Genomic DNA, 12,856 nt, shown 5'->3' with positions numbered 1-12,856 from the left:
GCTACTCTCCCTTTCGTTTCCGCAATATCTCTTCACCAAACCACAGATCGTCTGGCGTAGTAATCTTAATGTTCTCATAGCTTCCGTTCATAATCGATACCGGATGACCCAGCCACTCAACCAGCATCGCATCATCCGTACCCAGCTTCCCCGCTGCCTCTGCTGCCTGATGTGCCTCTCGCAATAAAGACATACGAAAAGCTTGTGGGGTTTGAACCGCCCACAAGCTTTCCCGTGCTGGGGTTGACTCTACAAGTCCTGTTGCCCCCACCACTTTAATCGTATCTTTGACAGGTACTGCCATGATCGTTGCCTGATCTTGTTGCACTTGTTTGATCATGTCACTGATCTGTTTGCGAGTGACGAAAGGACGGGCAGCATCGTGAACTAGTACATAATCGCAATTTGCGGATAGTGATGCCAAGCCATTTCTCACACTGTCTTGTCGCTCTGCTCCACCCAGAGTAACCACAACCGTCAGCTTTTCAGCCGAGATCAAGGTCGTTACTTCTGCGTGGTCTGCTTCACTCACCACTAGCACGACTTCATCAATGTCGGGATGAGTGGCAAAAAGACGTACCGTATGAGCCAAGATCGGCTCGCCCGCAAGCGGTAACCACAACTTGTTTCGTTGTCCACCCATTCGTTTACCCGAACCGGCTGCAACGATCACGACACCCGTACTCACTGATTCATCCCTCTCCTGTTGTCTTTTCTATAACGCTCGTTCCAGCAACTTTGGTTTGGCGAAGATCATGCGTCCCGCAGAAGTTTGCAGCACACTCGTTACGAGAACATCGACGTCATTTCCGATGTATTCTCGTCCACCCTCTACAACAATCATCGTGCCATCGTCCAGATAAGCGACACCCTGACCATGCTCTTTCCCATCCTTGATGACTTGAACGTTCATCTCTTCTCCAGGTAAAACTACAGGCTTAACTGCATTCGCCAAATCATTGATGTTCAATACCGCAACACCTTGCAGCTCACATACCTTGTTCAGGTTAAAGTCGTTTGTTACGACCTTTCCGTTAATGAGCTTAGCGAGCTTGATCAGCTTGCTGTCCACCTCGGATACTTCTTCAAAATCGCCTTCCCAAATCTGGACCTTTACCTTCATTTCTTTTTGAATCTTGTTCAAGATATCCAGACCACGACGACCGCGGTTTCTCTTCAGTACATCGGAGGAATCTGCGATATGCTGCAGTTCCTCTAGCACAAATCCCGGAATGACCAGTACCCCTTCCAGAAAGCCAGTACGGCAAATATCTGCGATGCGTCCGTCAATGATGACACTGGTATCGAGAATTTTATTTTCCAAGTTAGCGGCAGTTGTTGCACTATCCTTTTTCTTATCCTTACGTCCAATCGAAAATACCGACATAATCTCGTCCCGCTTGCGAAATCCTACCTGGAAGCCCAAATAACCGAGCAACCCGGAAACAATTAACGGCAAAAGATCTCCTACAAATGGAATCGGAATTTTACTGATGGGCAGGAATAATAAGAATGCAATAATAAGACCACTAATCAACCCCATCGCTCCGAACATCACATCGACAACCGGCATTTTGACGAGTGTCTCTTCACCCCATCGAACGATGCGCAGAACATAATCCACAACCCAATTCGCTAAAAAGAAAAACAAGATGGCACCTAGTACAGCTCCAATATATTGCGATCCGGCTACTACACCAAAGTTTAACAGTGGATCGAGCAACGAAAACAGTTCGTCACCAAAGCGATACCCTAATCCGCCACCAATCAAAACAAAAATGAATTTTCCTACTCGGCGTAACATGCCTTCACCTCCTTTTACTAATATAGACAGAAGCCTAAGAGTAAAACCCTATTTTTTTCCAAATCATTATAATGCTTCATTTTACTTTCCCTCACTATAGCAAAAAAGATTTTGCCATGTCAAATAGCCAAAAATTTTAACATAGTTGTCATTTTCTCGTCAACCCGGGAACACTCGTTTCCTTCGATGTTAAATTGACAGGGAGCTGACTCCCTTCTTATAATGTCAGTATCGTAATGAGAGAAAATTATGACGATACCAACAGCCTAAAGCAGAGGTGAACCAGATGGACAATCGAAACATAGACGACTTTCAAACGCAAGTATCCGAGCTTTTGATCAGACATCGTAGCGTACTGGACGTCATGTCCAAAGTTCAGGAAACGGCATCCCGCATTAACCGTTCACTGACCAAAGCCATCACCGAATGCGGCTGTGTCGAAGTGGTTGCCAAAAAACAGACGTACGATTCGAACAAGAATCTGGAGGACAACAAGTCCCATTTGGACACCCACTTTAACGGACCGCTGTGCGAGCATTGTCGCGATGTAGTTACTGCTGAGCTTGGCAAAAATCTCTTTTACCTCACTGCCCTGTGCAATATTACTGACATTAAGCTAGAAGATGTGCTTCAGAAAGAATCCAACCGACTGAATACTTTGGGTGTCTTCAATCTGTCTTAAAAGTCCGTTACTCGTATTACGAATGAACCCTAAAAAAAGTTGCATACAAAAAAGAAAAACCCGCACATTGAAGTGTGGGTTTTTTTATGCCGTAACTATTCAAACGGAACGGATTCTTCCTCTTTGTTTTTACGCTTGCGTAATTTTTTGACGAGAAAGTCAACGTTTTTTTTTATTCCGTACAGTGCATAAAAAGCAAGTGGCAGGAAGACGATTTTTGGAAATTGCTGCGGATACTTAATCGCTACAACAACCACAATCGCGATGATAATGGGTGTGATCCAGTAAGCAGACTTTGGAATCCCCACTTTTTTAAAGTTAGGATACTTGACTTTTGATACCATCAAAAAGGCAAGCAGCAACATACTTACGGCAAGCAATACCGGAGTGAATACTTGGTGATAGAGTGCGAGCGTAGCCAGTACGCCCCCCGCTGCCGTAATCGGCAAACCGATGAAATACCCCGGAACCCCGGCCTGTACGTTAAAACGCGCCAAACGCAGCGCACCACAGATCGGAAAAATGGCTGTAATGAGAATCCCAAGCAAATCAAAGTGTTGCAAGACGACAACATACATGATGAACGCTGGCGCAATCCCAAACGTAATGACGTCAGAAAGTGAATCCAATTCCTTTCCGAACTCGCTTTGGGCATTCAACATACGAGCTACACGTCCATCCAGCCCGTCTGCCAGCATACCAATGATCACTGTGATCGCTGCATATTCGACGTATTGATCGCCTCGAAACGCAAGAATAATTGCTAAAACTCCCAGAAACAAGTTGCTTACGGTTAGTATGTTCGGTAACGATTTCACGAACATAGACTACCTCCTGATTTCTTTTGCGTAAGGAGCAGGTTATCCTGTCGACCTTGTTTTCATCCAAGTCCCCTAGGCAAATGTTGAATACAAATAATGCCTTTATCCTATTCTACTTTAAATGTGTCTGTCAATGAACACTTGTTCTTGAATCCGTTTCAGCCCCTCTTTAATCGCTCTCGCTCGTACCTCGCCAATGCCTTCCACTTCGTCTAATTCCTGAATCGTTGCCATCATGATTCGCGGCAGATGATGAAAATGCTCTACCAGATTTGAGATGATCGTAACGGGCAAACGCCGGATCTTGTACAGGATCCGATAACCTCTAGGGGAAACGGATTCATCCAGCATACTGGCATTGGAGGAATACCCCAGCGTTCGCAAAAAAGAAGTAAGTTCCAGCATTTCCTCCGAGTTTAATTTTTTCATGTCCCGCAACACGAGATCAGGTGAATAGGATGGATCTCGGGAATAATCCCGAATAAGCATGTGTGCCTCTTCCTCAATGTTTGAAACCAATTCCTCCAACTGCATACTGACGAGCCTTCCTTCTACCCCTAGCTCACATATGTACTTGGAGACCTCTGTCTTAATACGTAACACCATCTCAATCCGTTGCAAAACCGAGGCAACTTCGTGTAGAGTAACGAGCTCCTCAAATTCTAACGCACCAAGATTCGTCAATGTTTGATCAAGAACGGCCTTGTATTTCTCAAGGGTAGATACAGCCTGATTCGCCTTGGCCAAAATGACACTGATTTCACTTAAGACATACCGGAAATTCCCCTGGTACAACGTGATCACATTGCGGCGCTGAGAGATAGCAATGACCAGATGATTCGTTTGAATGGCTGTCCGTTGCGCTGTACGATGCCGTGTCCCCGTCTCGCTCGTGGGGACTGAGGAGGGTGGGAAGATTTGCGTATTCGCGTACAGGATGCGTTTTGCGTCTTCACTTACTATAATCGCCCCATCCATCTTCGCTAATTCATACAAATGGGCAGGAGAAAAATCACAATTGATGGAAAAACCGCCATCGACAATCGTCTTCATCTCTGGACCGCACCCAATGACGATCAAGCCCCCGGTTTTGGCCCGTAAAACATTTTCCAATCCTTCACGAAGCTGTGTGCCGGGTGCCACGAGACGAAGCACATCACCGAATTGCGGAGCTCTTTTGATGTTCCCCTGCATGCCCACTCCTACCTCCTTATCACCTCGTTCAACGCATCGGCAATATTGCTCACACCAATCACTTGAATATCTGCTGGCGCATCCAGACCGCGGATGTTTTTCTCCGGAATGATAACACGCTTAAAGCCTAACTTATGTGCTTCTCGTACTCGTTGCTCAATACGAGAGACACCGCGCACCTCACCAGTCAAGCCAATTTCTCCGATCACGACATCATGCGGATTGGTAGCGTGATCACGGAAACTGCTTGCAATGCTTACGGCAATCGCCAAATCAACCGCTGGCTCATCCAATCTGACCCCACCTGCTACGTTTACATATGCATCCTGATTTTGTAGCATCATGCCCATGCGCTTTTCCAACACTGCCATGATCATCGCCACACGCTGATGATCGACCCCTGTTGCCGTTCTCCGTGGGGTTACAAAGCTGGTCGGGGCAACGAGTGCTTGCAGCTCAACCAAAACGGGACGTGTGCCCTCCATGCTGGCTACGACCGTGGAACCCGCAACACCAAATGGACGCTCTGCTAAAAATATCTCAGACGGATTCGCCACTTCCTCCAAACCGCGATCCTTCATCTCGAAAATACCGATTTCGTTTGTCGAACCAAAACGGTTTTTGACGGCGCGCAAAATCCGAAACGTATTGTGGCGCTCCCCTTCAAAATAGAGAACAGCATCTACCATGTGCTCAAGCATACGCGGACCGGCGATGGAGCCTTCCTTGGTAACATGACCGACAATGAAGGTACCAATTCCTTTCCCTTTTGCAATCCGCATCAATTGGGCAGTCGCCTCCCGCACTTGTGCGACACTTCCAGCAGCCGATTGGATCGTCGGGTGAAACACGGTCTGGATCGAGTCAATAATCAGTACATCCGGGTCTACTTGATTAATATGCTGTTCGATCAAATCCAAATCATTTTCTGCCAATACAAACATCGGCGGCGTTTGCAAATGGAGTCGATCCGCGCGAATTTTGATTTGTTTTGCCGACTCCTCTCCAGATACATAGAGAACCTTTGCCCCTTGATGAGCCAAGGCAAAAGATGTCTGCAAAAGCAATGTCGATTTTCCGATTCCGGGGTCTCCTCCAACCAAAATGAGTGAACCCGGAACAAGTCCTCCACCAAGAACACGATTCAATTCACCGATCGTGGTATCCATGCGTGGCTCTTCTTCACTGGCTACCTGAGTCAATGGAATCGCAGATTGGCGCTGACCGCCGCTCATCCCTTCGTGACGATGTGGATTTTTTACGGTCACTTCCTCCACCAAGGTGTTCCAACTGCTGCACCCCGGGCATTTTCCCATCCATTTTGGCGATTCATAGCCACATTCTTGACACGCGTATTTCGTTTTATACTTTGACATAGTCGCACCCTCACTTGGATTTCTTTCTCTACTTTTATCATAATTACGCACCCAAAAAAAGAATACCTCCCGAATCAGGAGGCATTCTATTACTTTTCAATCCAGCTTATGATTTCGTTTTTTCGAGGCGCTTAACAACCAGCTTGCCTTCTTCGGCTTCGATATTGACGGTATCGCCTTTACTGATCGTGCCCTTGAGCAATTCCTCGGACAAATTATCCTCGATGTGGCGCTGGATAGCACGACGCAGAGGACGCGCACCATAGGCCGGATCAAAGCCTTCTTTTGCCAATACTTTCTTGGCCTCTTCACTCAATTGGAAATCAATGTCTTGCTCTTTCAAACGTTTACGCAGATCTTCTGTCATGAGAGATACGATTTGCTCGATATGCTCTTGCTCCAAAGAGTGGAACACGATGACTTCGTCGATACGGTTCAAGAACTCAGGACGGAAGCTCTTTTTCAGCTCATCCATGACTTTGTCCTTCATATCCTGGTACTTTCTTTCCGAATCGTTGGTCGTGAAGCCGAGCGTCGTATTTTTCTTGATCATGCTGGCTCCGACGTTGGAAGTCATAATGACAACCGTGTTGCGGAAATCAACGGTACGTCCCTTGGAGTCTGTCAGACGACCATCATCCAATACTTGTAGCAGGATGTTGAATACGTCTGGGTGAGCTTTCTCGATTTCGTCCAGCAAAATGACGGAGTAAGGCTTGCGACGCACTTTTTCGGTCAGCTGACCGCCTTCATCAAAGCCTACATAGCCAGGAGGGGCACCGACCAGACGAGCGGTGGAATGCTTCTCCATGTACTCGGACATATCTACACGAATCATGGCATCCTCGTCACCGAAAAGCGTCTCTGCTACGGCACGAGCCAATTCAGTTTTACCCACACCAGTAGGTCCTAGGAAGATAAACGAGCCGATCGGGCGTTTTGGATCTTTCAAACCAGCACGGGCACGGCGGATTGCACGCGAGATGGATTTGACTGCTTCATCTTGACCAATGACGCGATCGTGCAAAATCTCTTCCATCTTCAGCAAACGCTCTGTTTCTTCTTCCTTCAGCTTCAATACAGGAATACCCGTCCAGCTCGCCACTACTTGCGCGATGTCTTCTGGCGTAACCTCCATGTTCAGCTGGCCTTGGCGCTCTTTCCAGTCTTTTTTCGTTTTATCCAGTTCTTCACGCAGTTTTTGCTCCTGATCGCGAAGTGCTGCTGCTTCCTCGAACTCTTGTGATTGTACGGCAGCGTCTTTTTCCTTGCGTACCTCTTCCAGACGTCCCTCCAGCTCTTTGAGGTTTGGTGGAACCGTAAAGGATTGCAAGCGAACTTTGGAGGCCGCCTCGTCGACCAAGTCGATAGCCTTGTCAGGAAGGAAGCGTTCCGTAATATAGCGGTCAGACAGTTTTACTGCCTGCTCGATTGCTTCATCGGTAATTTTGACACGATGGTGGGCTTCGTAACGATCACGAAGGCCATGCAGGATACGAATCGCATCCTCCGGTGTCGGTTCATCAACCTGAATCGGTTGGAAACGACGCTCCAGTGCCGCGTCTTTTTCGATGTACTTGCGATATTCATCCAGCGTAGTGGCACCCACGCACTGTAGCTCGCCACGTGCCAGAGCAGGCTTCAAAATGTTGGAGGCATCAATTGCGCCTTCTGCTCCACCAGCACCAATCAAGGTGTGCAGCTCATCAATAAACAGGATGATGTTTCCTGCTTGGCGAATTTCGTCCATGATTTTTTTCAGACGATCTTCGAACTCACCACGATATTTGGTTCCCGCAACAACGGTTCCCATATCGAGTGTCATGACGCGCTTATCACGAAGGGTCTCTGGAATTTCGTTGTTCACGATTTTTTGGGCAAGACCTTCTGCGATAGCTGTTTTCCCGACGCCAGGCTCCCCAATCAAAACAGGGTTGTTCTTAGTACGTCTACTAAGTACTTGGATCACACGCTCGATTTCTTTTTGGCGACCAATGACAGGGTCCAGTCCGCCATCACGAGCGATTGCAGTCAGATCCCTTGCCAAGCCGTCCAATGTCGGCGTATTCGCCGCTGGGTTCCCTCCAGACGGTTGATGAGATGCCATCATTTCCGAGCTGCCAAGGAGCTGGAGCACCTGTTGACGTGCCTTGTTCAGGCTAACGCCCAAATTGTTCATGATTCTCGCAGCAATGCCCTCTCCTTCACGGATCAAGCCAAGCAAAATATGTTCAGTCCCCACATAGGTATGACCCAGTTTGCGGGCTTCGTCCATTGACAGTTCAATAACCTTTTTGGCGCGAGGTGTATAGTTTGGTGTGTAATTACTACCGGACTGCTCTGTTCCTCGCCCGATTAACGACTCCACTTCACTCTGGATTTTATCGAGGCCAAGCCCAAGTGATTGCAATGCCTTCGCCGCAATCCCTTCGCCTTCTCGAATGAGTCCCAGCAGCACATGCTCTGTCCCAATATCTTTGTGTCCGAGACGAACCGCCTCTTCCAGGGCAAGCGCCAGTACTTTTTGTGCTCGTTCTGTAAAACGTCCAAACATCATATCGTACACCTCCGTATAACCGTGTTTTTTCTCTATATGGTTAACAATTGCGTGATACCATTACGATTACTCTTGTGATTCTACTACGCGCAGACGTTCGCGAATCAGCCGTGCCCTTCTTTCGTCGCGTTGGTCCGGAGTGAGCTTTTGTCCAGCGTGGTGTTGTAAAAACCCCGGCTGTGTCGTGACCAACAGTTCGTTTAGGACGAGCGGAGATACATTTGGAATAATACCTAGATCAATCCCCAAACGTACATCGGACAGGCGCTGAGCCGCCTCCTTGGACTCTACTGTGCGAGCGTACATCAGGATGCCATACGACCGAAAAATCCGATCCTCTAAAGAAACCCGGGTATGCTCCAGCAAATAAGTACGTGCGACACGCTCTTGCTCAATAATCTGTCTGGCTACACCGTAGAGATTGGAAAGGATATCTGACTCAGACATCCCCAGTGTGACCTGATTGGATAACTGAAAAAGATTCCCTAGAGCTTCGCTGCCCTCTCCGTAAATTCCTCTAACAACTAGACCAACTTGATTAATTGCCTGTAAAATTCTGCTGATCTGCTGCGTCATCACCAGAGCCGGCAAGTGCAGCATTACAGATGCACGAATACCCGTACCCACATTGGTTGGGCAGCTTGTCAGATATCCTCGTGTTTCGTCGAAAGCGTAGTTCAAGTTTTTCTCAAAAATGTCGTCTATCTTCGTACCTAATTCCCATGCCTCGTTCAAACGAAACCCGGGTAATAGTACCTGTATTCGAATGTGGTCTTCTTCATTAACCATAATGCTGACAGACTCATCTTCACGAAGTAATACAGCACCTTTGCGAGATTCCTCTGCCAGATGAGGGCTAATCAGATGCTTTTCTACGAGTACCCTTTTTTCTAATGGGTTAATTTGATCCATCTGGATGACCTGAAGCTGATGCCTTTTGCGCATTGCCTCCGAATCGCTTACTTCCGTTACCTTTCTGACGACTTCCTCGCCCTGCGAGTCCGTTGCCAATAACGGAAAGGGGTGCTGGCGCAGGTTACGGGCGATACGCAGCCGTGTACTAATGACAATGTCGGAATCAGGACCTTCTCCTTTCATCCAATTGCTCCACGGGTTTTGCATAAACTGCTTTTGGGACATAACCAGCTAACCTCCCTTGCTACGATTGGGCCATTTTTTGTTCCAATGCTCGAATTCGATCACGCATTTCTGCTGCCTTCTCGAACTCTTCACTGGCGACATGACTTTGCAGTGCTTGCTTTAGTTGTTCCAGCTCTTTACGGATCTTCAATTTGCCACCGGTACGCTCTGGTACTTTTCCACTATGCTGTGTGTTTCCGTGAATCCGGCGGAAAAGGGGGTCCAGTCGGTCACCCAAAAAGGTGTAGCAATCACTACAGCCAAATCGTCCACTTTTACTAAATTGAGAATATGTGAGTCCACATGTTTCGCATTGAAGCGGCTTATTCGTTGCCGTTTCGCGTCCATTCTTTTGCATGGGATCAAATTTTAAAAGTCCTGACAGGAGATTGTTGATGCTGAAGTTGTGAAAGCCGGTAAAGACGTCCCCTTTTTCATGAGCACACTGCTCGCAAATATGGTATTCGGTTTTTTCGCCATTGACGATTTTCGTCAAATGAAGTGTCGCCGGTCGTTTTCCGCATTCCTCACAGTTCATAACATCATACCTCCTTTTACTTCAACAAGATTGCTGCGATCATCTGCTTTAAAATATTTGCCCGCAAACGATCCCGCAATTCAGCTTCTAGCGTCAATACATTTCGCGAGGTAGCGATTTTCATCAAGGTGGCTTCTCTGATGTTGACTAATCCTTCTTCCATTAGTCTTTCTACGATCGCATTTCCCACGCTCTGACTGATGCTCTCACCAATCAGTTCTTCTGTTAGCAATTCCTGCAAACGTGCTTTGCTGACAATCTGCACCTTGCGTATGCGAATATACCCGCCGCCCCCGCGCTTACTCTCTACAATGTATCCTTTTTGAACGGTAAAACGCGTATTGATGACGTAATTGATCTGAGACGGCACACATTGAAAATGGTCGGCAAGCTCACTACGCTGAATCTCGATCGATCCATTGGGACTGTTTGTAATGATGCTTTTCAAGTGATGTTCAATGATGTCCGAGATGTTACGCAAGTCATCGCCTCCTATTCCTCTGTGTATGTTCTTATGAGGTTACCTATTGACTTTGACTATCTTTGACGTTAATTATAATGGGTTTAGTGCGTGCCCGCAAGTGTCCCTTACACATTCTAGTGTGGGCAAAAGAAGGTCGCTTGAAACTTGGACATGATCAACAAAAAAACCACTCCCTGAGGAATGGTTTATGTTTGTTCTTGTGTATTGGTGTCGATTGCTGGCAAATGATTCAGTAGCTGAGTGAAGCTGGTGATGATGACATCTGCCCCATCAAGCTCCCCTGGTTTGGCGAAACCGAAGTCGCATCCAATGGTAAATAAACCGTTTGTCTTGCCTGCTTCCACGTCGGAGTGACGATCTCCTACCATGATGGCCTGCCCGATTTTGTAATCAGACAACAATTTTGCAACCAGGTCATTTTTGGAATGCGTACGGAATCGGCCGGCTGAGTACAGATCGGTCATCAGCGGCTTTAACTCGTATTCCTGACAAATGGCATCGATGTACTCTTCTTGCCCATTGCTTGCTACAAACAAAGCAAATCCTTTCTCACGCAGTGTTTCCAAGGTTGATTTTACATCCGGATATAGCTCGGTCACTCTTTCTTTGAGTAACTGGATTTCATTATCTAGCAAGAAAGCATCTGCTGAGCGAATGGCTTCCTCACTCGCGCTCGGCAGCAATTTGTCCCAGATCTGCTCGATCGTCATTCCCAGTACATTGATCAGTTCACGCTCGTCAGGCGTTTCCCCTTGCCATAGCCCTTGTTGACGAAGCTGGTCAAACGTTCGAATAAATGCGGGGGTCGACAGCTTTTCTGTTTGCAGTAACGTGCCATCCATATCAAATAATATGGCGAATGGTACAGTCATGGGTTCCTCCATTTTGTCTGGCTAGGCAGCTATTCTACTTCTCTTGACAACATATTCATATCATCCATGATAAACTCGGTAATTCGTTGTGCAGCATCTGGCTTTGAGATTTTCTGTCCCATTCTACGCATATAGTCCACCTTGGACGGGCTATGCAATAGTTCATCGATAAAGTAAATCAATTGCTCCGAGAGATTGGCATGTACCGCACATCCATTATTGAGCAAAAAGTGGCTGTTCCTCTCTTCTTGTCCAGGCAGAGGGTTGTAAATAATCATGGGTACCCGTTTACTCATTACTTCAGCTGATGTAAGTCCGCCTGATTTGGTGACAATTAAATCAGCCGTCTCCAAGTATTCATGGAAGTTATTGATGAATTTTAGTGGAACGACTTCATGGCGATACGTACGATTTATCACTTTATTGTACAGCTTGTCGTTTGTCCCTGTTAACACAAAAGTTTTCAGAGGAATGTTAATCTCTTCTAGACCATCTAATACCTTTTCCATCGAGCCGAGACCCAATCCGCCCCCTGAAAGAATAATGCTCTTTTGTCCAGGAGCGAGGCCCAGCTTTTGCCGAATCAAATCAGGGTCCAATGGTAAACTGAATTTTTTCATGATGGGAATGCCCATCGGAATGAATTTTTGATGGTCCTGACGATAAACGTCTAACAGGTAATACAGTTGTTCATGGCCGATGAAGTAATAATTGATATGGTGATTAATCCACGAAGGATGGATGGTATAGTCAGTAATGATCGTATAGATTGGTTCCTTCCAATCATTTCTCCCTTTCAGGACGGAGAGCATACAGCTTGCAAACGGATGCGTAGCAATAAAGGCATCAGGCTGTACACTGTTGATCAGCTTTTTCAGTTTGTTTGCCAATAACTTATTCATCAGCACATTCATATCGAAGAAACGGGTTTTTTCCGTATTATGGTAAATCCTTCCCCACATCTTGGGTGACAGCCTTAACAGATTCATATAGCTTTCCAGCAAAATCTTGTGAAAGGTGGGGCTAATATATTCCAACGTATCGATGATCATTGATGTGCAACCACTCTCGGCCAAGCTTTCCTGCATGGCCCGCGCTGCCTGGTTGTGTCCGTTACCGATGGAAGCGGAAAAGATTAGAATTTTTTTCATGAACGATTCTCCTTCATAACCTCGCCTACTCCAACGCCTGGATCAGGTACCTTCTCATGTTAGTCTACCCCAAGACCCGTCTGCAAGAGGGAACTTGTCGGTCATTCGGCCTAACTTATCGACAAAATAATCGCGAGTTTGACTTTTTGCTATAAAAACGAAAAACCTCCTTACCCATTCTGGGGTAAAGAGGTTGGTTTCATTCCCTGAAAACTGAATACGCATGATTGCTAAGAA

General features: G+C 46.7%; 13 protein-coding genes. 1 reads left to right on the top strand and 12 read right to left on the bottom strand.

The genetic code is table 11. The features are described from left to right. Position 1 precedes the first annotated feature (1 nt). Together ispD and HPY28_RS27615 are read right to left on the bottom strand one after the other, a co-directional pair. Positions 2-688, bottom strand: a complete 687-nt coding sequence (ispD, locus tag HPY28_RS27620) for a 2-C-methyl-D-erythritol 4-phosphate cytidylyltransferase (RefSeq protein ID WP_069852868.1) — start codon at positions 686-688, stop codon at positions 2-4. A 27-nt stretch (positions 689-715) separates the two neighbouring features. Beyond that, positions 716-1,804, bottom strand: a complete 1,089-nt coding sequence (locus HPY28_RS27615; protein ID WP_017247028.1) for a PIN/TRAM domain-containing protein — start codon at positions 1,802-1,804, stop codon at positions 716-718. A 286-nt stretch (positions 1,805-2,090) separates the two neighbouring features. Between HPY28_RS27615 and HPY28_RS27610 the strand changes: the two genes are divergently transcribed. Further along, complete coding sequence (locus tag HPY28_RS27610) at positions 2,091-2,486, top strand: nucleoside triphosphate pyrophosphohydrolase family protein (RefSeq protein WP_007716195.1); 396 nt, start codon at positions 2,091-2,093, stop codon at positions 2,484-2,486. 95 nt (positions 2,487-2,581) lie between these two features. Here HPY28_RS27610 and pssA read toward each other — a convergent pair whose 3' ends face one another. From pssA to HPY28_RS30270, 10 genes are all read right to left on the bottom strand, one after another. Then, positions 2,582-3,310 carry a CDP-diacylglycerol--serine O-phosphatidyltransferase gene (gene pssA / locus HPY28_RS27605; RefSeq protein WP_017247027.1) on the bottom strand — a complete coding sequence of 243 codons (729 nt, stop codon included), beginning with the start codon at positions 3,308-3,310 and terminating at the stop codon, positions 2,582-2,584. Between the two features lie 114 nt (positions 3,311-3,424). Next, positions 3,425-4,501, bottom strand: a complete 1,077-nt coding sequence (disA, locus tag HPY28_RS27600; RefSeq protein WP_017247026.1) for a DNA integrity scanning diadenylate cyclase DisA — start codon at positions 4,499-4,501, stop codon at positions 3,425-3,427. 8 nt (positions 4,502-4,509) lie between these two features. After that, the gene (gene radA, locus HPY28_RS27595; RefSeq protein WP_016742863.1) at positions 4,510-5,877 is read right to left on the bottom strand and encodes a DNA repair protein RadA; all 1,368 of its coding nucleotides are present in this window, start codon (positions 5,875-5,877) and stop codon (positions 4,510-4,512) included. 106 nt (positions 5,878-5,983) lie between these two features. Continuing rightward, on the bottom strand, positions 5,984-8,434 hold the full coding sequence (locus HPY28_RS27590) for an ATP-dependent Clp protease ATP-binding subunit (RefSeq protein ID WP_017247025.1): 2,451 nt from the start codon (positions 8,432-8,434) through the stop codon (positions 5,984-5,986). 66 nt (positions 8,435-8,500) lie between these two features. Beyond that, a complete protein-coding gene (gene mcsB, locus HPY28_RS27585) occupies positions 8,501-9,574 on the bottom strand; it encodes a protein-arginine kinase McsB (protein ID WP_017247024.1) in 1,074 nt (357 codons plus the stop codon). A gap of 19 nt (positions 9,575-9,593) precedes the next feature. Further along, positions 9,594-10,112: a protein-arginine kinase activator protein McsA gene (gene mcsA, locus HPY28_RS27580; RefSeq protein ID WP_007716182.1), complete on the bottom strand. Its 519-nt coding sequence runs from the start codon at positions 10,110-10,112 to the stop codon at positions 9,594-9,596. Positions 10,113-10,128: 16 nt separating this feature from the next. Further along, the gene (locus HPY28_RS27575) at positions 10,129-10,593 is read right to left on the bottom strand and encodes a CtsR family transcriptional regulator (protein WP_017247023.1); all 465 of its coding nucleotides are present in this window, start codon (positions 10,591-10,593) and stop codon (positions 10,129-10,131) included. A gap of 188 nt (positions 10,594-10,781) precedes the next feature. Beyond that, complete coding sequence (locus HPY28_RS27570) at positions 10,782-11,468, bottom strand: HAD hydrolase-like protein (protein ID WP_174231824.1); 687 nt, start codon at positions 11,466-11,468, stop codon at positions 10,782-10,784. 29 nt (positions 11,469-11,497) lie between these two features. Further along, positions 11,498-12,619, bottom strand: a complete 1,122-nt coding sequence (locus HPY28_RS27565) for a UDP-N-acetylglucosamine--LPS N-acetylglucosamine transferase (RefSeq protein WP_017247021.1) — start codon at positions 12,617-12,619, stop codon at positions 11,498-11,500. Positions 12,620-12,673: 54 nt separating this feature from the next. Continuing rightward, on the bottom strand, positions 12,674-12,856 hold a 183-nt coding region (locus tag HPY28_RS30270), incomplete at its 5' end, for a hypothetical protein (protein ID WP_217444914.1).

Source organism: Brevibacillus sp. HB1.2 (assembly GCF_013332495.1).
Taxonomy (GTDB): domain Bacteria; phylum Bacillota; class Bacilli; order Brevibacillales; family Brevibacillaceae; genus Brevibacillus; species Brevibacillus porteri.
The sequence above is the reverse complement of the archived record's forward strand: the minus strand, read 5'-3'. Positions and strand labels throughout refer to the sequence as shown.